This window comes from Aquimarina sp. MMG015, assembly GCF_018100855.1.
Classification (GTDB): domain Bacteria; phylum Bacteroidota; class Bacteroidia; order Flavobacteriales; family Flavobacteriaceae; genus Aquimarina; species Aquimarina latercula.
Genome location: NZ_JAGJEB010000005.1, coordinates 358,965 through 381,476, shown reverse-complemented (window position 1 = coordinate 381,476; position 22,512 = coordinate 358,965). Strand labels below are relative to the sequence as shown.

Genomic DNA, 22,512 nt, shown 5'->3' with positions numbered 1-22,512 from the left:
ACTTCATGAAATTTATTATTTATAGGACAACATTAGAACAAGTAAAAATTTTTACATTTTTAAGCATTTTTATTACTTCCATAAACATTAATGCCCAAAACACACCAATAGATAACAGTATTAATCTAAGTAAAACTCCCCCTAGAATTATAAGGGCTTGTTGTGCTTTTGGATATGATTTAAAAATATGGGGAATACCATTTGTTTCGATTGATCAAGTTATTAGTATTGATGATTTGAACGAACATCATTATATGGGTAATAAGGATGAAGGAACGGGAACTATCTATACTAATAAAGGTGGTTTTATAGACATCGGCCACTTACGAGATCAAATAGATTGGACTCGTTATTTATACACTACTATCGTACACTATAAAGGAAAAGGAAAAGTAACCATACCTTTACGTAACGAAGCTGGTCGTAAAACTTTATACTTAAATATACCCGAAGATCTAAGCACCGATGATTCTATTTTATTGGCAGGAAAGATAACATACGATCTCTCTCTCTGGCATGAGATTTCTACTTGGTTTGGAGCATCAACCATCCCATTTATACCAGAAAAATTTTCTAGTTTTTCAGTTGAGGATGTATACTCTAACTTACTTGGGATACACGTAGGAATGAAAACTTTACATTCAAAACTACCTTTTAATAAGGCGGCAACATTGAATATTGGAACCACATTGGACAGTTTAGGAGTTGTTAAAACAGCAAAAGAAACCTATGATGCATATGATGCTATTCATAACAAGTGGTACACAAATAAAAAACGAATCCCTAGTTCTAAAATCACGTTAAAACGTGACCCCGATATACTTCATTCCAGCCGTCCTTGGATAATTCCTAATCAGACAAGCAACAGTACTGACGCTATTGTCTTAGATGTACCCCTTTTAAACACTAAAGGAGAACCTCTTACCAATTTCTATCAATTTACAATTGACCTTAATTATAGATTTCCTGTAGAAGAAATTTTTCCAAATCGAGAAAGCAATCTCATAAATCAAGATGACTTTAGCATCTTAATGAAAAGAATCGCTAATGAAGTACAAATCATGGAACAAAACACCTTCGACGAAAGAGAAGAAAGTTCTAGGAAATAGCAATCTTCTAATATTGCAGTAATAATCTCTATAAACTAGAAATAAAAGAAGTCTACTTTTTTATAGTATTATATAATCTTTCCAACTCCTTAAAAACATCCTTAGAGTTAACAAAAAAAGATTCCTCCTCCTCATTACTATACCTAATGTTATCCCCTATTACTAAACTCCCTTCATAATCTTCAACATTACGTCTAAATGGATATTTTAATCTCCCCAAAACACCTGTTTCTATATTACCTACAAATATACTATCAAACATATCTGGAGCACCGGAAAATTGAATAATTAAATATTTATCAATTAAGACTACTTGTAATACAGAATCCCATCTTAATTTTTCAGGACTGCCAGTTAAATTAAGATCATTCACTAAAAACCATTTTTGTAAATCTCCTTTTTTAACAAAAATTCCGTGAGAGGTTTTATATATTTTATATTCATTATCGCTTACGACTAACTCTGGAGAAGACTTATTATAAAAATGACAATTCCCGCAATAGGATAAAAAGGCTATTTTATCTTTCACATGAAACAACGAATCTTTCTCGTCTAATAATAAATTTAACGTATCATTATTTAAGACAAGAGAATAATTATCAGGGATTTTAATCTTTTCAGTATTCCAATCAACTTTAGGATAAATAATTAAGTTAAAGTATTTATTTTGAGATATCTTTTTCTTTGAAGAATACCCTTTAAAAATCCACTCAAGAGAAGAATCTGGTTTTTTCCTTGGTTCTGAAAATAATTTTTTCTGAATAACTGACAAGAATGGTTTGTTTTCAGGTTTACTTAATAAAGCAGGAACAGGATAAATACGTTTCATCTCACAATAACAACCAAAATCACTGAATTTATAGACTTCATTACTATTTCCATTCACAATTTTAATATCAGTCCCTCCAAATGTACTCCCACTTTCATAAAAAGAATATAAGGTATCTAGTACATTATCATTATTAAAATCTTCAATCACAGGAGGATATTCCTTATATGATTGAGCCTGTAAGTTTATCATTAACATTAAAAAAACATGTCGAATACAGGACCTCTTAATAAACATACTACATCTCTTAATCATAAATAAGTAAACTTATTATCACAAATACTCATGTGAAAACAACTGTCTAATATTTGCATATGAATCCTTAAGTGCCTTTCGAGCTTTTTTTGCATCTTTCCATTTAACCTTCATAATCCCTTCATCTTTCTGAGGTATTAAGATTCCTTTATATTCAGTTTTCATTTCAAACCAATAGGTAACCTTTAACCTAAATTCTCCATTTCTTTTAAAAACATGATAGGTTCTATATAAAAATTTAGTGATTTCCAGTCCAGTAACTCCTGTTTCTTCCTCTACTTCCCTAACCGCCGTTGTTTCGATGTTTTCTTTTTTCTCAGCTTTCCCTTTTGGTAGATCCCATTTACCATTACGGTGAATAAAAAGAATCTCCTTTTTCGAATTATACACCTTACCGCCTCCTGCTATTACTACAGGCAACTTTGTGTACAAATGATCTAATAACTTTTCCTCGTTTTTATGATGAAAATGATATTTCACCTCCTTGCCCTTATTTTCTTTAAGCAAAATATCCCTTATAATTTTAGGAAAATCTACATCTTTGATATGAATTGTCTCGCAATCCTCAACAGACTCTTTTGTTGAAAGAATAATAGGCGTATTATTCACAAAAACTTTATACATTTGCAACTATGATTTTTGATAAAAATACAGCTAAAAAAACCGCTGAACTACTGTTGCAAATTAACGCAATTAAATTACAACCACAAGAACCTTTTACATGGGCTTCTGGATGGAAGTCTCCAATTTACTGCGATAATCGTGTTACCTTGTCATATCCCGTTATTCGCAATTTTTTACGAGAGCACCTTGCTAAATTTATTGAAGAAAAATATGGAAAACCAGATGTTATTGCCGGTGTCGCAACTGGTGCTATAGGTATTGGTATGCTAGTAGCAGAACACTTAAACCTTCCATTTATCTATGTTCGACCAGAAGCAAAAAAACATGGAAGAAAAAATCAAATAGAAGGAATCGTTCCTTCTGGTAAAAATGTTGTTGTTGTAGAAGACCTAATTAGCACTGGTAAAAGTAGTCTTAATGCTGTAAAAGCATTAAAAGAAGTAAATGCAAATGTAAAAGGAATGGTAGCTATTTTTAACTATGGTTTTGATATAGCTTCAGAAAATTTCGAAGAAGCGGCATTATCTTTGCATACTTTAAGCAATTATGAAAATCTTCTTGAACAAGCATTAGACACTAATTACATTACGCAAGAAGAACAAAAAACACTACAAAGTTGGAGAACAAATCCAGCAGAGTGGAATCAATAAATTTTTATTTCGATGAATTTAGAAAGCCCTACAGTAACTGTAGAAAAAACTCAACAAGAAGTATTTGAATTTTTAACAAAAGTTGAAAACTTCGAACAATTGATGCCTGAAAGCAAACAAAAATTTGAAAAATTAAATGACTCAAGATTTCTTTTTCAACTAAAAGGAATGCCAGAAATTGTTTTAGAACAAAAAGGAAGCACAGAACACTCAACCGTTATTCTTGGAGCAGCTAGCGAAAAACTGCCATTTACACTTACAGCTAATATTGTGGATATAGAAAATGGAAAAAGTACAACGCAACTTATATTTGAAGGACAATTCAATGCTATGATGGGGATGATGATCAAAAAACCTATTCAAAACTTCATTAATACTTTAAGTGAAAATATTAGTAAGATTTAATTACTATTATTAATACAACAGTCTTATTTCTTTTAGATCAAAACTTTGTATAACCTCATCTTCTAGAAGTATTTGAAGCTTTCCGGCTGAAGTAATATTCTGGATAATACCAACAAAAGAATCCCCCTTTACATCCAAAAATGTAGAGGGTTTATTTTTTCTGAATAGTAAAGATTCATATTCTCTTTTTATATTTTGGAAATTAGAATTATGAAGTATAGAAAATCTATATTCTAGTTTTGCTAACAAAACAGACAATACTTCATCTATATCAAAACTCCTACCTAAAACTTTTTTTAGAGATCCCGCTAACGGAAGATTATCAAAATCCTGTTGATTTACATTTATACCAATACCAATAATTGCACCTCGTAATCTGCCATTATTAACAACATTCTCAATTAAAATACCACACATCTTTAACTTATCTGACAGAATGTCGTTAGGCCATTTAATAGATAACTTAGGCAACTTTAACAAATCCAAAGCATCATAAACACCTAATGAAACAGTCATTGAAATATAAAACTGTTCCATAACATCAAGGTCATTAATCGGCACAAACACACTACACGTAAGGTTTTCTCCTGGATTACTTTGCCAAGTTGTTCCCATTTGTCCCTTACCTTCCAATTGTTCTCTCGCTACAACGCAAGTAGATTTTGTTAAATATTTCTCCCGATTCATATCCCTCAGGAAAGTATTTGTAGAGCCAATGGCATCAACTTTGATTATATCCATAAATAACGATGTGAAAGTTTTTACAAATGTCCGGAAATACAGACATTAAAACCATAAAAAGTAATAACTTTACACAAATTAAAAAAATGCATGATTAAAAAAGAAATCGGTACTGATCAATTAATAACCCAAATTATTAAAGGTATTGAAGAAGTGAAGGGTAATGACATTACTATTTTAGATCTAAGAGAAATCGAAAATACAGTTTGTAATTATTTTGTTATTTGCAATGGAACCTCTAATACTCAAGTAAACGCCATTGTTAATTCCATCCAAAAAACAGTTAGCAAATCAATAAAAGATAAACCTTGGCATGTAGAGGGAGGTGAAAATGCTGAATGGGTACTGATTGATTATGTAAATGTAGTTGTACATGTTTTTCAAAAGCATATTAGAGAATTTTATGACATCGAAGGATTATGGGGCGATGCTAAAACTACAACTATCGAAACAAACTATTAAAAAAAGCGTAAATGGCTAAAGAGAATAAAAAAATGGAACCAAATAAAAAACCAAAGTTTAGCGCATATTGGATTTATGGTGTTATAATTGTTGGTTTTTTAGCATTAAATTTTTTAGGTGGAGGAAACATGGGATCTGCTCCCGAAACAACTCCTTCCGACTTCAACAACTTTTTAAGTAACGGCGAAGTAGAGCGTGTATCAATCATTAATAGACGTAAAGCTAAAGTTTTCTTGACACAAGAAGCAAAAAGTCAAGAAAAACATACTAAAAATAAAAAGAATTCAATTTTACCAACTAGTCCAAATGACCCGGACTATGAATTTGAGTTTGGAGATCTACAGAATTTCGAAAATGAAATCGCTAGAATAAAAAGTGAAAACGGAGTAGCTACAGAGGTAGGTTATGATACAGAAAGCAATATGTGGGGTGATATATTTATTACTTTACTTCCTTTTGCACTTATTATCGGAGTATGGATATTTATCATGCGTAGGATGAGCGGTGGCGCTGGCGGAGGTGCTGGTGGCCAAATTTTCAATATTGGAAAATCAAAAGCTAAACTTTTTGATCAGAATACAGATGTAAAAGTTTCTTTTGAAAATGTAGCCGGTCTAGAAGGAGCCAAAGAAGAAGTGCAAGAAATTGTAGACTTTCTTAAAAATCCTGAAAAATATACTTCATTAGGAGGTAAAATACCAAAAGGAGCCTTATTAGTAGGACCTCCTGGAACAGGTAAAACTTTATTAGCAAAAGCAGTTGCTGGAGAGGCTAAAGTTCCTTTTTTCTCATTATCAGGATCTGATTTTGTAGAAATGTTTGTTGGTGTAGGAGCTTCTAGGGTTCGTGACTTATTTAAACAAGCCAAAGAAAAATCTCCTGCAATTATTTTTATTGATGAGATAGACGCTATTGGTCGAGCAAGAGGTAAGAGTAATTTTTCTGGATCAAATGACGAAAGAGAAAATACACTAAACCAGTTATTAACAGAAATGGATGGTTTTGGAACAAATACAAACGTTATTGTTATTGCTGCAACAAATCGAGCTGATGTATTGGATAAAGCATTAATGAGAGCAGGACGTTTTGACAGACAAATCTATGTTGACCTTCCTGATGTAAGAGAGCGTAAAGAAATTTTCGAAGTACATTTAAAACCTCTTAAAAAAGAAGAAGGATTAGATACTGACTTCTTATCAAAACAAACACCTGGTTTTTCCGGTGCAGATATTGCTAATGTTTGTAATGAAGCGGCTCTTATTGCTGCTCGTAAAGGAAATAAGGCTGTTGGAAAACAAGACTTCCTTGACGCTGTAGACAGAATTGTAGGTGGATTAGAAAAGAAAAACAAAATCATCACACCTGGAGAAAAACGTGCAATCGCCTTTCACGAAGCTGGTCATGCTACCGTAAGCTGGATGTTAGAACATGCTGCACCACTTGTAAAGGTTACTATTGTTCCAAGAGGTCAATCACTTGGAGCTGCTTGGTATCTTCCTGAAGAGAGACTTATTGTACGTCCTAATCAAATGCTAGATGAAATGTGCGCTACTCTTGGAGGTCGTGCTGCAGAAAAAGTGATTTTTAATGAAATCTCAACTGGAGCATTAAGTGACTTAGAAAAGGTAACAAAACAAGCACGTGCAATGGTTACTATATATGGTCTTAATGATAAAATAGGAAATCTAACCTATTATGATTCTTCTGGACAAAATGAATATGGTTTTACGAAACCATATAGCGAACAGACCAGTGAACTTATTGATAAAGAAATTTCCAATATTATCGAACAGCAATATCAACGTGCTATCAAACTTCTGGAGAATAATAAAGATAAACTTACTGAACTTGCAGAAGTTTTATTAGAGAAAGAAGTAATTTTCAAAGACAATCTTGAAAAGATTTTTGGAGAACGTCCGTTTGATAAAAAAGAAGAAACTATAATCGAACCATCATAAACGATTATTTCGATTTTACTAGTAAATTAAAAAAATCTTAATCTAACACTCTATTTAGATTAAGATTTTTTTATCTTTGAAAGTATTGTTAACCCGTAAATCCCCTATCGAATCTAAAAATGAGTCTATTTAGAAGAATATTTTCCTCAAAATCTAAATCAGACCAAAAGAGTAAGGAACGACACACTGAAGATCGCAGTAAATATATGCCAGAAATCAACCTTCCGGTTGATGAAAGTTTTATGATTAATTTCAAAAGAAATGGAGGCAAATTTTTATATTGTGATAGTGACAAAGAAGTTCTAGATTCTTTTGATAAGATCCTTTTAGAAAATGATTGGTATGAAAAAGATGTTTGCTGTTTCGACATGGGATTAGAACATAAGTTTTCTGGTTTCAACCTTAACTATATAAAAAAATCTCCAGCCTCTTTCTTTTTTGCCACTTGCGAATATCTAATAGCAGATAGTGGAGCCATTCTTATATCTTCTAATCAACTTAGAGAAAAAAAGTTAACTGAGCTACCAGATGATTTTATCATACTAGCATCTACTAGCCAACTAGTTAAAAGTATTGGAGAAGGTTTAAAAGGAATCAAAGAAAAAAACAAAAACTCAATTCCTTCGAATATTACTACTATAAAAAACTTCGAACCACAAAAAGAAAAAGACTTCTTAAGTTACGGAAGTAGCTCAAAAAATCTATATTTGCTGCTGCTGGAAGATTTATAATATGAAGGAACTGCTCACAAGGTCTTTATCGGGATTTTTATACATCTCGATACTATTAATTTCTATATTTATTTCTAAATATACCTTTATTGGAGTATTCTTAATCTTTGGAATTATCTGTATTTATGAGTTTCAAAAATTAATTCATCTAAAAAATACTTGGCTTTATATTATATTTATTGGATTTTTACTTTTATTCCATACTCCAAATCTAAAAATACCTTTATCGGTTATTTTAGTAACTCTTGGACTTACCATTATTACTCAATTATTCTTAGTACGTGATCTTATAACTATCAGGATCATTCCAATGTTCGAAAAAAGAAAATATTTTACTAGTATATTTTTCCTTATCACATCCATCGTTTTTCTAACACTTATCCCGTGTTATAACGATGCATATGATCCTATTATGATAGCAGGACCTCTTCTTATGATATGGACAAATGACACCTTTGCTTATTTAGTTGGTAAAAATTTTGGAAAGCACAAATTATTAGAACGTATATCACCAAAAAAAACCATCGAAGGTTTTATAGGAGGTTTTCTTTTTACTTTATTAGCTGGATATTTACTAGCAATATTTTCAGACACTTTATCAATACCTCTTTGGTTGATTATAAGTATAATTATGAGTATTTTTGGTACTCTTGGAGATCTTATACAATCCAAGTTCAAAAGACAAGCTGGAGTAAAGGATAGTGGATCAATAATGCCTGGGCATGGTGGCATTTTTGATCGTTTAGACAGTATTATTTTTGCGAGTCCATTTTTATACGCATTTTTACAAATATTAAGATATGTTTCATAAAGAAGGTTATAAAATTATATCAGTAGCAATAGTGCTTTTTCTTGGTATAAATGCAGCATCGTATGTATCAATTCAGATAGATGAATGGATTATTGCAATTTTTTCTGTTACGCTAGTTTTTCTGATATTGATATTACAATTTTTCAGAAACCCGAAAAGACGTACTGATATCAATGACCATACTGTGGTAGCACCAGTAGATGGGAAGGTAGTCGTAATAGAAGAAGTATTCGAAAAAGAGTATTTTAAAGAAAATAGATTACAGGTTTCTATCTTCATGTCTCCTATTAATGTACACGTAACCCGACACCCAATAAATGGAGAGGTTAAGTTCAGTAAATACCATCCTGGTAAATACTTAGTTGCCTGGCACCCTAAAGCGTCAGAAGAAAACGAAAGAACTACCGTAGTTGTAAAAAACAATTTTATTGAAGTACTTTATCGACAAATCGCTGGAGCTTTAGCAAAAAGAATTGTAAATTATGCAGAAGAAGGTGAAAAAGTAACACAAGGTTCTGATAGTGGATTCATAAAATTTGGCTCTAGAGTTGATGTTTATCTACCCGTTGGTACAGAAGTTAATGTAACTTTAAACCAAAAAGTTAGAGGTGGAGAAAGTATTATCGCTAATGTATAAGTATGACCGATGAGGAATTAAATATCGCTTTCCAAAAGGCTTTTGATAAAGCCAGTAGTACTACTATAGAATTACCTCCTGATGTTATGTTACATTTCTATGCGTACTATAAACAAGCAATGCATACAGAAGGTTTTTATACTCCGTCTGGGAATAGCGAATTGAGAAATGCATTTAAACTAAATGCTCTTTTTCAAGTTAAAAATCTTACCCCAAAAGAAGCTAAACTAAAATACATTGAGATTGTAAATAAATACATTACGGATATATAAAAAAAAGCACTTTATAAAAAAGTGCTTTTTTTATTCTATATGCTATTTATCTACTACTGCAACCCAGAAAGACTTGATTTTAGAGTAGCTATTTTAGCTTCCGCATCTGCTTCTTTCTTTCTTTCATTAGCAATAACTTGCTCAGGAGCGTTGTTTACAAATCGTTCATTTTGAAGTTTCTTCTGAACAGATTTCAAAAACCCCTCGGTATATGCTAATTCTTCAGTAAGTTTTTTAATCTCATCCTCAACATTAACAGCTCCAGATATAGGAACAAAATACTCGTTAGATTTAACTCTAAAGGAAAGCGCTCCATCCACCTTCTCCCCTACATAAACCAAAGAAGAAACATTACCTAATTTTGACACAACCGAATCAAAAGTTTTTGGAGTATTTTCACTATTTACTATTGATAACTCAATGGTATCTTTGAATGAGATATTCTTTTCTTTACGAATCGTTCTAATTCCAGAAATTACATCACTAGCAACTTCAAATTCTTTAATCAGATTTTTATCTACAGTAGTAATCTGAGGCCAACTAGATACTATCAAAGCTTCTTCTGGAGTTCTCTTAGTAATATCTTGCCAGATCTCTTCTGAAATAAAAGGAACAAAAGGATGAGAAATTTTTAGATTATCCTCTAAGATCTCAATCACTTCTTTATACGTTTTAGCATCAATTGGAGCCTGATAAGCCGGTTTAATCATTTCTAACAACCAACTACTAAAATCATCTCTAACTAGCTTATATGTAATCATCAAAGCGTCACTTATCCTATATTTAGCATAAGCATCCTCTAATTCAATCAATGCTTTCTGAAACTTAGATCGATACCATTCTATCGCCACTTTAGAAGCTTCTGGTTGCTCAATAATCGAATCTACTTCCCAGCCACTAATAAGATTATAAGAGTTATAAATTTTATTTACAAAGGACTTCCTTCCTTGATCACATAAATCTTCATCAAACATTAGATCATTTCCGGCTGGCGAACTTAATAACATCCCTACTCTGATAGCGTCTGCTCCATATTTATCAATTAAATCTAATGGATCAGGAGAATTTCCTAAAGATTTTGACATTTTACGTCTTTGCTTATCTCTTACAATACCCGTAAGATATACATTCGTAAAAGGTTTTTCTTTTCTATATTCATAACCAGCAATAATCATTCTTGCCACCCAAAAGAATAAAATTTCTGGTGCAGTTACTAAATCGTTGGTAGGGTAATAGTAATTGATTTCCTTATTATCTGGCTCTAAAATTCCATTAAACACACTCATTGGCCATAACCAAGATGAAAACCAGGTATCAAGTGCATCAGGATCCTGAGTTAAATCAGCATCGGTTAAAGCAACGTTTCCTGTTTTTTCTTTTGCTAAAGCAAGTGCCTCTTCTCTAGTTTCTGCAACAACAAAATCTTCTTTACCATCAGCATAAAAATAAGCTGGTATTTGATGCCCCCACCACAATTGACGAGATATATTCCAGTCTCGCACATTCTCCATCCAATGACGATAAGTATTTATAAACTTTTCTGGAACTAAATTAACATCCTTATCCAAAACAGCATCTAACGCAGGTTTTGCCAAACCTTCCATCTTTAAAAACCATTGATCACTCAATTTTGGCTCTATTACAGCTTTAGTTCGCTCACTGGTCCCTACCTTATTAAGATGTGTTTCTGTTTTTTCTAGCACGCCTATAGATTCAAGCTCCTTAAGGATCTCTTTTCTTACTACGAATCTATCTTTACCTTCATAATGTAACCCAAACGAATTTAAAGTAGCATCATCATTAAAGATATCTATAACTTCTAATTTATGCTTATCTCCTAAAACTTTGTCATTCTGATCATGAGCAGGGGTTACCTTTAAACATCCAGTACCAAATTCCATATCCACATATTCATCTTCAATAATAGGAATAGCTCTATTAGCAATTGGCACTATTGCTTTTTTTCCTTTCAGGTGGGAAAAACGTTCATCATTTGGATTAATACAAATAGCCGTATCACCCATTATTGTTTCTGGACGTGTAGTAGCGATCGTTAATGTATCATCACTTCCTTCGATTTTATATTTTAAATAATAAAGATTTCCTTGTTTTTCTTCATAAATTACTTCTTCATCAGACAAAGTAGTCTTAGCTTCAGGATCCCAATTAACCATTCGGTACCCTCTATAAATAAGACCTTTATTATATAAATCAACAAAAACTTTGATCACGGATGCAGACAAATTGTCATCCATTGTGAAAGCCGTTCGTTCCCAATCACAAGATGCTCCCAGTTTTTTAAGTTGTTCTAGAATTATTCCACCATGCTTATGAGTCCATTCCCAAGCATGTTCCAAAAACTCTGATCTTGTTAAATCATTTTTATCAATCCCATCTGCTTTTAATTTTGCAACTACTTTAGCCTCTGTAGCAATAGAAGCGTGATCGGTACCTGGAACCCAACATGCATTATATCCTTTCAGACGAGCTCTCCTGATCAATACATCTTGTATTGTATTGTTAAGCATATGCCCCATGTGCAATACTCCTGTAACATTTGGCGGAGGAATGACTATAGTATATGCCTCTCTTTCATCAACTTCAGAATGGAAATAATTATTTTCCATCCAATAGTTATACCACTTGTCTTCTACTGATTTTGCATCATATTTTCCTGCTAAAGCCATAGTTTGGTCCGATTTTTGGATTTTAGAGTGCAAAAGTAATTATTATATACGACAACTTGAAAGTCTTTTGCAATTTTGAAGTTGAATAAAAAGTAACTACTTTTACACATTATAAAAACCTACGTTATGAAAAATGTAATGATGATTTTATTTATTGGTTTTCTGGGAATTACCCTAAACGCTCAGGATGCCAAAGCGAAAATCGATTTTAAAACAGAAGTGATTGATTATGGGGAAATTTCCAAGGGTAGTGATGGAATTCGCCAATTTGAGTTCACAAACACAGGAAATGCTCCGTTAATTATTTCCAGAGTATATTCTAGTTGTGGTTGCACCATACCTAAAAAACCTGAAGATCCTATTGCTCCAGGAGCAACAGGAGTAATTGAAGTAAAATATGACACAAAACGTGTTGGTCCAATTCGTAAAACAATAACAGTTTATTCTAACGCAGAAGAATCTACTAAAGCAATAAAAATAAAAGGTACGGTATTAGACGACACAAAGAGTGTTCTTGAAAAAAAGAATTAAAAAGAATTAACATACTAAAAAAAGGTTTTACGACTTATTCGTAAAACCTTTTTTTATATCACTTTTTTAAGATAAAAGGTAAATTTAATGACCACCCCCAATCTCTCTACCTTAATTGTAATTTTTTTTCCCTCTTCTGAATAAAACAAATCATTCATATCAGAGAGCTTGTACAAATGTGATGCTCTACCATTAACTTCTAAGACCTTATCGCCTTTTAACAATCCAGCTATCGCAGCAGGAGAATCAGGTCTAACTTCAGTAATCTTATATTCTGGCTGTAATGAATATACAAAGGAACTTGCATCGGCTTTAAATACATTGATTGAAATCTTACCATTATCTTTTGTTACAAAATCTAAAGAAGGACGAGAAGGACTTCTACGGATATTATAATCCTTTAAAACTCTGACCCCACTATGTTGAATTGTAAGACCACTCATATTATAATGAAATGGTTTATCAAAAAAACTATTTTTCTTGTAAGTTATTTTTTTATTAGGATAATCAATAATCATATTAAATCTTTTTAAAACACTACCACCAATAGAACCTTGACGTGATTTTAAAGAAATTCCCTGTATATACAGAGAATCTGGAAAAGAAGCTGTTATCTCTTTGATCTCGAAATCTCCAATAGCTAAACCTTTTACTTTTGTTTTCTTTCCATATATCTCTCCATTAAATCCTGTACCCAAAAAATCATCAAAAGAATCACTCGGAGCTTTAAGGTTAATTTCAGAGTTTTCGAAAAGCCATAATGCAGAACTAGATCCTGAATCTAGCAAAAGATTAACATCCAAATACCCAACACTTGTTTTATACTTAGCCTTAATCAATGGCCTTTTCCTACCATTACTTAAATCTAAATCAGTTTGATAACATTTTCTACATTTCTTATACCTATATGATTCCGGGTCATAAATTTTTATATACTCTTTTGTATAATTAATATTAAGAATGAATTTTCTAAAAAAATCATATCCGATAATACCATGAATTGGAAAACCCATTAGAGGGGAAAAGTTCATAGACTCATCAAAAATCATGTAAACTGTATGATCATCACTATACGTTTCTCCTATTTTTAATAAATTATTGGTAGATCTAATGGCTTCTGCAGGGGCTTCATTTCCTAAACCTCTAAGGTAAATTTTAGAAGCATTTTTTAATTCTAAAGACTCCCTTTTATCAATACTAAATAAAATAGTGGAACCTACTCCTGTATCTAAAATAAAAGATAGTTTAACTCCGTTGAGCTCAACAGGGATAATAATAAGGTTATTAGCTAGTTCAAATTTAATCTTATCACTAGTCTGACCTTGTGGTAGTTTAAAACCTTCTTGAGCATTTAGTGTAAAAGAAACAAGCAAAAATAGAATTAGGGCTTTCTCTTTAAGAAAATGATAAAAATCCCAGTACAAAATCTCCATTCCAATAAATATAGAAAAATACTTGAAAATTCCTGATAATAATTAACTTAAATCCTAAATAATTTAAGAAATTTACCGCTATTTTACTTTTTAAATTAAATGGAATGCCTGTAATATCAAGTAAAGGAAAAGCGATGCCCGAATCTCCAATTCGTAAATTAGCTCCTTTTGCAGAAAAAGCGGTAAAAGAAGGAAAGCATATTTTTCATCTTAATATCGGACAACCGGACATAAAGACTCCTATAGAGGCCTTAAATGCAGTAAGAAATCATAAACTAGATGTTTTAGCATATAGTCATTCTGCCGGTTTTGAGAGCTTTAGAAAAAAACTAGCTGGTTATTACGCTAAACATGATATTACGATATCATCAGATGATATTTTGGTTACCACTGGAGGAAGCGAAGCGTTAATCTTTACAATGGGTAGTATTACAGATCCAGGAGACGAAATTATCGTCCCTGAACCGTTCTATGCTAATTACTATAGTTTCTCTACACAATCAACGGTAACTGTTGTTCCTGTAATTTCTCAGATTGATAATGGTTTTGCACTACCACCAATAAAAGATTTTGAAAAACTTATTACACCAAAAACCAAAGCTATACTTATCTGTAATCCAGGAAATCCAACGGGGTATCTTTATAGTAAGGAAGAAATAAAACAGCTTGCTGATTTAGCAATAAAATATGATTTGTTTTTAATTTCTGACGAAGTGTACAGAGAGTTTGTATATGATGACTCAGAACATTACTCGATTTTACAAGAAAGAATTCTTGACGATCACGCAATAGTAGTTGATTCAGTTTCTAAACGTTACAGTATGTGTGGAGCACGAATAGGTTGTATGGTTAGTAAGAATAAAAGTGTCATGGAAACAGCAATGAAATTTGCACAAGCAAGATTAAGTCCTCCCACTTTTGCTCAAATCGCCAGCGAAGCTGCGCTAGAAGCTCCAGAATCATATTACACCGAAACTGTAGCAAAATATAAAATCAGAAGAGACACGCTTGTCGATGGACTTAGACAGATTCCAGGCGTTAAAGTAGCAACACCTAATGGCGCATTTTATTGCATTGCAGAATTACCAATAGAAGATGCGGATCATTTTACCAAATGGCTTTTAGATGAGTTTCATGTAAATAACGAAACCGTTATGCTTGCTCCTGCTGCTGGTTTTTACTCTAGTCCAAATGAAGGATTAAACCAAGTTAGAATTGCGTATGTTTTAAATAGAAGAGATTTAAAAAAGGCGATTAATATATTAAAACTCGCTTTAGCAAAATATACTGATCAAAAATCTTTTAGCATCATCAAAGAGAAAGTTAGCCTATAAAATGATAAATAATCATATATTTCACTTTCAGAATAAGTAAAAAATCGCGTACAACTAAAACCATATCCTTTTTGAAAATAGAACAAAACAAATCTCTCAAAAAACACAATACATTCGGTATTGATGTAAAAGCTAAAGAATTTATAAAAATCAATTCTGAAAAAGAGCTTATAGAGACACTTTCTATTCACAAGAATAAGGACATTTTTATTCTCAGTGGAGGAAGCAATATGCTCTTAACTAAAGATCTAGAATCCTTAGTATTATATATTGCAATAAAAGGCATAAGTACTGCTAAACAATCAGATAATCATGTATTAGTTTCTGCTTCTGCAGGAGAGAATTGGCATGATTTTGTTCAATACTGTATCAATAATGATTATGGGGGTTTAGAAAACCTTTCATTAATCCCTGGATATGTAGGTAGTGCTCCCATACAGAATATTGGGGCATATGGGGTAGAACTAAAAGATAGTTTTGTTAGTTGCGAAACGATAAATTTAACTACCGGAAAAAAAAGAATTTTTAATAAAGAACAATGTAGTTTCGGATATCGAAATTCCGTTTTCAAAAGTGAATTAAAAGGAAGGTATATAATTACCAAAGTTACCTTTAAATTATCTACAAAAGAACACAGTCTAAACACCAGTTATGGCGCAATAGAAAATGCTCTAAAAGATAAAAACATTAACACCCCAACTATTAAAGATGTTTCGGAAGCAGTAATCGCTATTCGAAAAAGCAAATTACCTGACCCCGCTATTATAGGAAATAGCGGAAGCTTTTTTAAAAACCCGGTAATTTCGATAGAAGCTTTTAATAATTTACAAACATCATACGCAGATATACCACACTACCAAGTAGACGAACAAAATATAAAAGTCCCTGCGGGATGGCTTATAGAACAATCGGGATTTAAAGGAAAACGATGGGGAGATGCTGGAGTACATGATAAGCAAGCATTAGTATTAGTAAACCATAACAATGCGAATGGACAAGAAATCCTAGAGCTTTCAATAAAAATAAAGAACACTATTAAAGAAAAATTTGATATTTCTCTAGAAACAGAGGTAAACATAATTTAAGTAATAGTTATTTTTAACCTTATGAAGTATGTAATTTTTTTAAAATCATATTTTCAGGTAGTTTTTCTTCGTATCTTTGCATAAGAATTTTGAGAGAATAATATTATGAAATTGGTACTACTTACAGTAGCTCTTCTTTTAGCTGCTTTTGCAGGAATTGCAATTAAATTATGGGCTAAAAAAGATGGAAAATTTGCCGGAACTTGTGCAAGCCAAAGTCCTTTTCTAAACAAAGAAGGTGAGTCTTGTTCTATGTGTGGAAAAACTCCTGATCAATATGCTAACTGCAATGAAACAGGACATTCTAAGTAGTTTTTAAAAATACTTTCGTTCAAAAGCACTTCATTGGAAAAAGAATCTTTAACTCTTTCAGATCACATTAAAAAAGCTAAAGAAGGCAAACAAGCATCTTTTAATTATTTGTTAGACACTTTCTGGAATGATGTTTTTAATTTTCAATTAAAACGGACTCAAAACGAATATGAGTCAGAAGATATTACTATCCAAAGTTTCTCAAAAGCATTTGATAAAATAGACACTTTTAAAGAGGAGTATAACTTTAAAACTTGGATAATTCAAATTTCGAAAAATATCCATATAGATCTTTTACGAAAAAAAAATGCTTCTATCCGTTCTAAAACTACTAGAGAGGTAGATGATGTTGTGTATAAGATCATTGATGATACCCCAACTCCCGAAGACAAATTAATCACAGAACAAAACCTAGCCCAATTACTTAGATACATCAAACAACTAAAACCACACTACCAAGAAGTAATAAACTTAAGATATTTTCAAGAATTAAGTTATAAAGAAATTTCAGAAGTCCTAGATGAACCAATGAATAATATCAAGGTAAAACTGCTAAGGGCAAGAAAACTTCTTTCTGAAATAATAACAAATAAAAAAGAGAAATAATTCAGTTTATAAAACCAATCATTCCTCTTTCATTTGCTACAAATAAATCACTTGTATTATCTGAGACTAAAAGTCGCTATTCTTTTTAACACTTCGTGTAAAGGATTAATCCACTTATCATTTATTTTCTTATCATATTTGATAAACTTTTGGACCAGTCCTTTCGGCGCAGATATTTCTTTTTCAATTCCGGTTATATTAATAAAATTTTGATTATTAATTAACCACTTTTCAACTCTCTTTCTGTTTTTCTGTAATTGTTTCTGTTGTTCTAATTCTTCTTTTGACATTTTTAATTGGTTTTTTAACTTTTTTTTAATGAATAAAAAATGGGGTTAAGCTAATTTTAACCATGATTTAAAGTATGATACTATAAATTATGTGTTTCAAAAATAGGAAAAGAAATTTTATTAATCCATAAAAACCTTATTAAAATTACGGTTTTGCCATAATTTTAATAAGAAAAAATCCCTAAAGATATATCAAATAGAGCGTTTTAATCAAATTAACAACCTGATTATCAGTGTTTAAAAATAATTTTATAAGTATTTTTTTCAACATCTATTTAATAAAAAATTTCTCTGTTTTTTTACCCAAAATTTCCCTTTTGAGTAATTTTCCATAATGATACTATCATTATCATATTATTAACACAAAACAAATACATAGATTTTATATTGTGTATGAGTAAATTTTATGTTAAGGATAAAATTTATTTATACGCAAATTCTATACTGATTATTTACAGTAATAGATACTCCAAAATATTTCCAAATAAAATACTTATTCAGAAACTCTTAAGAATATTGAAAACTATATTTTAATATGAGCTTTCTTCGTATTTTTGCATAAAACATTGCTAAGTATGAATAATGATGTTACTTCTGTAACTCCTCCTAAAGGAAAACCAAAATGGCTACGGGTAAAACTACCTACTGGAAAAAAATATACAGAACTTAGAGGTTTAGTTGACAAATACAACTTACATACTATATGTACCTCTGGTAGTTGCCCAAACATGGGTGAATGTTGGAGTGAAGGAACTGCCACATTTATGATACTTGGTAACACTTGTACTCGTTCTTGTGGTTTTTGTGGCGTAAAAACAGGAAGACCGGAAACAGTAGATTGGGAAGAGCCCGAGAAAGTGGCTCGTTCTATAAAAATAATGAATATAAAACATGCTGTAATAACTTCTGTGGACAGAGATGATTTAGCGGACGGAGGATCAATTATATGGGCAGAAACAATCCAGGCCATTCGCAGAATGAATCCTGAAACTACTTTAGAAACTTTAATCCCAGATTTTCAGGGAAAAACAAAAAACATAGATCGTATTGTTGCTGTTAAACCAGAAGTAGTTTCCCATAATATGGAAACCGTAAAAAGACTTACTAGAGAAGTTCGCATACAAGCTAAATACGAGCAAAGTCTTCAGGTTCTAAAATATCTTAAAGACAATGGTATTAGCCGCACCAAAAGTGGTATTATGCTTGGACTTGGAGAAACAGAAGAAGAGGTCATACAAGTTTTAAAAGATCTGAGATCAGTAGACTTAGACATTGTTACTATCGGACAATATTTGCAACCTAGCAAAAAACATTTACCTGTAAAACAGTTCATTACTCCAGATCAATTTAAAAAATATGAAGAGATTGGACTAAAAATGGGATTTAGACATGTAGAAAGTGGAGCATTAGTCAGATCTTCTTATAAGGCACAAAAGCATCTGACCTAATATTTTTTGAAGAAATTATTTAATGAATATACCTATTAGAGTAGCCATCAATGGTTTTGGAAGAATTGGTCGAAATCTTTTTAGATTATTGATTAACAATTCGGATATTGAAGTTGTTGCTATAAATGATCTTGCAGATACTAAAACATTAAGTCACTTACTTAAATATGATAGTATCCACGGAGTATTATCGCAAAATATTTCATACACTGAGAATCATATAATAATTGGAGACAAATCGATCCCATTATTAAACAAAAAAAATCCTATAGAATGTAATTGGAAAAATTATGATGTTGATATCGTAGTTGAAGCCACAGGAAAATTTAAAACAAAAGAAGCTGCTCTGGATCATATAAAAGCGGGAGCTAAAAAAGTAATACTCTCCGCACCTCCCCTTGAAGATTCCATAAAAACTATTGTTCTAGGAGTAAATGATCATATCATAGATGGAAATGAAACAATAATTTCCAATGCCTCTTGCACAACTAACAATGCCGCTCCTATGATAAAAGTCATCGACGAACTTTGTGGAATAGAACAAGCGTACATAACAACAATTCATAGTTACACCACCGATCAAAGTTTACACGATCAACCACATCGGGATTTAAGACGAGCTAGGGCCGCCAGTCAATCCATAGTTCCGACTACGACAGGAGCTGCTAAAGCATTAACAAAAGTTTTTCCTGAATTAAGTAGTGTTATTGGTGGGTGTGGAATTAGAGTTCCTGTTCCAGATGGGTCACTTACTGACATTACATTTAATGTAAAAAAAGAAACTTCTATCGAGGAAATAAATCTAGCGTTCAAAAAAGCTTCTGAATCACATTTAAAAGGAATTTTATCTTATACCGAAGACCCTATTGTATCCGTTGATATATTAGGAAACCCACATTCTTGCATTTTTGATTCTCTAATGACTTCTGTTATCGGAAAAATGGTAAAAATCATAGGGTGGTATGATAATGAAATAGGATATAGCAACAGAATAATAGATTTAATTGTCAACATTTGTAAGAAATAACTATATTAGTTGAGTTATTTCAAGGAAAATGCCAACCCGAATCAAAAAATTTATTATCATATTCATACTTGGATGTAACTTCATTGCTTATTCGCAAATTGAAGATTCCAAGGATAGTATCCAGGTTAAAAATGCTATTGAAAACTATCTTGTTAAAGCATCGGAAGCTATCAACACAGCTAGACTGTCGAATGCTTTACACAATATTACAAAAGCAAAGGAACTGGCAGTAGCAAATCAAGACAAAACATACAGAGCAAAAACCAATCGAGTGCTTGCTGAATTATACCTAGAACTAGGAGACCTAAAAAGCGCCAAAGAGCAAATAAAAAAAGCAATAGAAATCCAAAACGAGCAACAAAATGAAATTGCTTTAGCAAATTCTTACAACGTTTGTGGATCGATACACACCAAGCTTAAAGAATTTACAGATGCGGAAAAACATTTACAACTTGCATCTTCATTAATTAAAAAAAATAATTTAGAAACTCTAGAAGGTCCTGTTAAAATCAATATTGGACTTCTCGCTCTGGAGATGAATCAACCAGAAGAAGCAATTATTCATTTTAATAAAGGGTTACCTAAAATCGAATCCCTAGGACAATCTTATTATAAAGCTAAATTATACACAAACAAAGCCAAAGCTCAAATGGTCTTAGGTTCCCTTGATGAAGCAATTGCTACGAATGATTTAGCTATGCAAATTGGAACTGAAATGGGATATTCCGAAATACAGTCGGAAAGTTTTGAGTTATATAGCAAAATCTATGAAAAGAAAGAAGATTTCAAAACTTCTCTAATAAATCTAAGATTTCATCAACAATTTAAAGACTCTTTATTTAACATCAATAAAGAAATAATTGCGCAAGAAGCAAGAGCTAAACTAAATATAGGTGATGACAAAGTAAAGATTGAAGAACTTACGGAAGAGAATAAGCAACAGCAGAAATCATTAAAGCTAGGAAGACTTACCACTATATTAAGTATCGCACTAATAACAATACTATCGTTACTTACACTTTCTCTATACAAAAACAACAACCTCCGAGCAAGAGCAAATGAGCTTCTACAAAACAAAAACACTGAACTTATTTTAGCAAAAGAAAATGCGGAAAGAGCAAGTGAAGCCAAAGTACAATTCTTATCCACAATAACACACGAACTTAGAACACCACTATATGCTGTAACTGGATTAACACATTTATTACTAGAAGAAAGCCCAACTCCCAATCAAAAAGAACATCTTAATTCGCTTAAGTTTTCTGGTGAATACCTACTATCCTTAATAAATAACATTTTAGATCTAAATAAACTAGAAGCAAATAAAGTAGAGATCGAAAACACTTCTTTTAATTTGCAGAAAAGAATTAATGATGTTTTAATAGCATTAGGAAAATCTGCTAAAGATAGAAATAACAAACTTCACTATGAGTTTGATAAATCAATCCCATCTAAACTTAAGGGAGATCCTCTAAAAATATCTCAAATACTAATTAATCTTATTGGTAACTCTATTAAATTTACACAAAACGGAGATATTTGGATCAAGGTTAAAATGATCAACCACATAGAAAACAAAGTTTTTCTAAATTTCGAAATTAGAGATAACGGCGTTGGTATCTCTGACAAAAAACAACAAAGTATTTTCGAAAACTTTACACAAGGATCTGTGCAAATCAACAGAAAGTTTGGAGGTACAGGTTTAGGACTATCTATCGTAAAGAACTTGCTGTCATTAATGGATAGCGAAATTAAATTAGAAAGTGAACTTGGACAAGGATCTAGATTCCATTTTGATCTGAAATTTGATGTGTTTGAAGATGTTGTTTCTAATTACCAAGAAGAAGCTAAGAAAATTGATTATAGCGTAATGATCGATAAAAAGGTCTTAGTGGTAGAAGACAATAAAATCAACCAACTTATAACAAGAAAAATACTAGAGAAAAACAAAATGATATGTGATGTTGCTGATAATGGAGATATAGCAATCAATAAAACAAAAAATAATGAATTTGACTTAATTCTTATGGACATACACATGCCAGGAATAAGTGGAATTGAAGCAACAAAGCAAATTAGAGAGTTCAATACAGAAATACCTATTGTAGCATTAACAGCAGTAACGTTAGATGATAATCTAGATGAGTTCTACAATAATGGCTTCAATGATATTATTCCTAAACCCTATAAGACAGAAGAGTTTTTTACCAAATTACACAAAGCATTATCAAAAAAAACAATAAGTTCATAGTTTGGCACACCTATTGATAATTAT

General features: G+C 31.7%; 23 protein-coding genes. 17 read left to right on the top strand and 6 right to left on the bottom strand.

Annotated elements, in window-relative coordinates; translation table 11 throughout:
- Nucleotides 1-5: 5 nt before the first annotated feature.
- Entirely contained in the window at nucleotides 6-1,109 is a 1,104-nt protein-coding gene (locus J8L88_RS12205) for a DUF4056 domain-containing protein (protein WP_051336040.1), read from the top strand.
- A 52-nt stretch (nucleotides 1,110-1,161) separates the two neighbouring features.
- Here the strand turns inward: J8L88_RS12205 and J8L88_RS12200 are convergent, their stop codons facing one another.
- Both J8L88_RS12200 and J8L88_RS12195 read right to left on the bottom strand, forming a co-directional pair.
- Nucleotides 1,162-2,130, bottom strand: coding sequence for a hypothetical protein (locus J8L88_RS12200; RefSeq protein ID WP_118386990.1), 969 nt, complete (start codon nucleotides 2,128-2,130; stop codon nucleotides 1,162-1,164).
- 81 nt (nucleotides 2,131-2,211) lie between these two features.
- Nucleotides 2,212-2,817, bottom strand: coding sequence for an NUDIX hydrolase (locus tag J8L88_RS12195; RefSeq protein WP_211060853.1), 606 nt, complete (start codon nucleotides 2,815-2,817; stop codon nucleotides 2,212-2,214).
- An 8-nt stretch (nucleotides 2,818-2,825) separates the two neighbouring features.
- On the opposite strand from J8L88_RS12195, the gene pyrE reads away from it, so the two are divergent.
- On the top strand, nucleotides 2,826-3,467 hold the full coding sequence (pyrE, locus tag J8L88_RS12190; RefSeq protein WP_027392385.1) for an orotate phosphoribosyltransferase: 642 nt from the start codon (nucleotides 2,826-2,828) through the stop codon (nucleotides 3,465-3,467).
- A 12-nt stretch (nucleotides 3,468-3,479) separates the two neighbouring features.
- Entirely contained in the window at nucleotides 3,480-3,872 is a 393-nt protein-coding gene (locus J8L88_RS12185; RefSeq protein ID WP_211060852.1) for an SRPBCC family protein, read from the top strand.
- A 9-nt stretch (nucleotides 3,873-3,881) separates the two neighbouring features.
- Here the strand turns inward: J8L88_RS12185 and J8L88_RS12180 are convergent, their stop codons facing one another.
- On the bottom strand, nucleotides 3,882-4,613 hold the full coding sequence (locus J8L88_RS12180) for a biotin--[acetyl-CoA-carboxylase] ligase (protein WP_211060851.1): 732 nt from the start codon (nucleotides 4,611-4,613) through the stop codon (nucleotides 3,882-3,884).
- Nucleotides 4,614-4,703: 90 nt separating this feature from the next.
- Here J8L88_RS12180 and rsfS point away from each other — a divergent pair, with 90 nt between their 5' ends.
- From rsfS to J8L88_RS12150, 6 genes are all read left to right on the top strand, one after another.
- Nucleotides 4,704-5,075, top strand: a complete 372-nt coding sequence (rsfS, locus tag J8L88_RS12175; protein ID WP_027392388.1) for a ribosome silencing factor — start codon at nucleotides 4,704-4,706, stop codon at nucleotides 5,073-5,075.
- Nucleotides 5,076-5,086: 11 nt separating this feature from the next.
- Complete coding sequence (gene ftsH, locus J8L88_RS12170) at nucleotides 5,087-7,033, top strand: ATP-dependent zinc metalloprotease FtsH (RefSeq protein ID WP_118386994.1); 1,947 nt, start codon at nucleotides 5,087-5,089, stop codon at nucleotides 7,031-7,033.
- Nucleotides 7,034-7,152: 119 nt separating this feature from the next.
- Nucleotides 7,153-7,764 carry an LUD domain-containing protein gene (locus J8L88_RS12165; RefSeq protein WP_027392390.1) on the top strand — a complete coding sequence of 204 codons (612 nt, stop codon included), beginning with the start codon at nucleotides 7,153-7,155 and terminating at the stop codon, nucleotides 7,762-7,764.
- Nucleotide 7,765: 1 nt separating this feature from the next.
- On the top strand, nucleotides 7,766-8,575 hold the full coding sequence (locus tag J8L88_RS12160) for a phosphatidate cytidylyltransferase (protein ID WP_108803398.1): 810 nt from the start codon (nucleotides 7,766-7,768) through the stop codon (nucleotides 8,573-8,575).
- On the top strand, nucleotides 8,565-9,212 hold the full coding sequence (locus tag J8L88_RS12155; RefSeq protein ID WP_211060850.1) for a phosphatidylserine decarboxylase family protein: 648 nt from the start codon (nucleotides 8,565-8,567) through the stop codon (nucleotides 9,210-9,212). The genes J8L88_RS12160 and J8L88_RS12155 overlap by 11 nt, the downstream gene beginning before the upstream one ends.
- Nucleotides 9,213-9,214: 2 nt before the next feature.
- On the top strand, nucleotides 9,215-9,484 hold the full coding sequence (locus tag J8L88_RS12150) for an acyl-CoA-binding protein (protein WP_027392393.1): 270 nt from the start codon (nucleotides 9,215-9,217) through the stop codon (nucleotides 9,482-9,484).
- Between the two features lie 53 nt (nucleotides 9,485-9,537).
- Here the strand turns inward: J8L88_RS12150 and J8L88_RS12145 are convergent, their stop codons facing one another.
- The gene (locus J8L88_RS12145; protein ID WP_211060849.1) at nucleotides 9,538-12,171 is read right to left on the bottom strand and encodes a valine--tRNA ligase; all 2,634 of its coding nucleotides are present in this window, start codon (nucleotides 12,169-12,171) and stop codon (nucleotides 9,538-9,540) included.
- 126 nt (nucleotides 12,172-12,297) lie between these two features.
- Between J8L88_RS12145 and J8L88_RS12140 the strand changes: the two genes are divergently transcribed.
- A complete protein-coding gene (locus tag J8L88_RS12140; protein ID WP_027392395.1) occupies nucleotides 12,298-12,702 on the top strand; it encodes a DUF1573 domain-containing protein in 405 nt (134 codons plus the stop codon).
- Nucleotides 12,703-12,755: 53 nt separating this feature from the next.
- On the opposite strand, the gene J8L88_RS12135 is transcribed toward J8L88_RS12140, so the two are convergent.
- The gene (locus J8L88_RS12135) at nucleotides 12,756-14,135 is read right to left on the bottom strand and encodes an aspartyl protease family protein (RefSeq protein WP_211060848.1); all 1,380 of its coding nucleotides are present in this window, start codon (nucleotides 14,133-14,135) and stop codon (nucleotides 12,756-12,758) included.
- Nucleotides 14,136-14,239: 104 nt separating this feature from the next.
- Between J8L88_RS12135 and J8L88_RS12130 the strand changes: the two genes are divergently transcribed.
- The 4 genes from J8L88_RS12130 to J8L88_RS12115 all read left to right on the top strand — a co-directional run bounded on the left by J8L88_RS12130 (nucleotide 14,240) and on the right by J8L88_RS12115 (nucleotide 17,472).
- Complete coding sequence (locus tag J8L88_RS12130) at nucleotides 14,240-15,469, top strand: pyridoxal phosphate-dependent aminotransferase (protein WP_051336042.1); 1,230 nt, start codon at nucleotides 14,240-14,242, stop codon at nucleotides 15,467-15,469.
- 32 nt (nucleotides 15,470-15,501) lie between these two features.
- On the top strand, nucleotides 15,502-16,554 hold the full coding sequence (gene murB, locus J8L88_RS12125) for a UDP-N-acetylmuramate dehydrogenase (RefSeq protein WP_211060879.1): 1,053 nt from the start codon (nucleotides 15,502-15,504) through the stop codon (nucleotides 16,552-16,554).
- A 105-nt stretch (nucleotides 16,555-16,659) separates the two neighbouring features.
- Nucleotides 16,660-16,866: a hypothetical protein gene (locus J8L88_RS12120; protein WP_027392398.1), complete on the top strand. Its 207-nt coding sequence runs from the start codon at nucleotides 16,660-16,662 to the stop codon at nucleotides 16,864-16,866.
- 33 nt (nucleotides 16,867-16,899) lie between these two features.
- Nucleotides 16,900-17,472, top strand: a complete 573-nt coding sequence (locus J8L88_RS12115) for an RNA polymerase sigma factor (RefSeq protein WP_027392399.1) — start codon at nucleotides 16,900-16,902, stop codon at nucleotides 17,470-17,472.
- Nucleotides 17,473-17,528: 56 nt separating this feature from the next.
- Here J8L88_RS12115 and J8L88_RS12110 read toward each other — a convergent pair whose 3' ends face one another.
- Nucleotides 17,529-17,762, bottom strand: coding sequence for a hypothetical protein (locus tag J8L88_RS12110; RefSeq protein ID WP_027392400.1), 234 nt, complete (start codon nucleotides 17,760-17,762; stop codon nucleotides 17,529-17,531).
- Between the two features lie 575 nt (nucleotides 17,763-18,337).
- On the opposite strand from J8L88_RS12110, the gene lipA reads away from it, so the two are divergent.
- The 3 genes from lipA to J8L88_RS12095 are packed head-to-tail and all read left to right on the top strand — an operon-like array spanning nucleotide 18,338 to nucleotide 22,488.
- Nucleotides 18,338-19,210, top strand: coding sequence for a lipoyl synthase (gene lipA, locus J8L88_RS12105; protein WP_211060847.1), 873 nt, complete (start codon nucleotides 18,338-18,340; stop codon nucleotides 19,208-19,210).
- Between the two features lie 22 nt (nucleotides 19,211-19,232).
- On the top strand, nucleotides 19,233-20,237 hold the full coding sequence (gap, locus tag J8L88_RS12100) for a type I glyceraldehyde-3-phosphate dehydrogenase (protein WP_211060846.1): 1,005 nt from the start codon (nucleotides 19,233-19,235) through the stop codon (nucleotides 20,235-20,237).
- 28 nt (nucleotides 20,238-20,265) lie between these two features.
- Nucleotides 20,266-22,488: a response regulator gene (locus J8L88_RS12095; protein ID WP_027392403.1), complete on the top strand. Its 2,223-nt coding sequence runs from the start codon at nucleotides 20,266-20,268 to the stop codon at nucleotides 22,486-22,488.
- The last annotated feature ends 24 nt before the right edge of the window (nucleotides 22,489-22,512 follow it).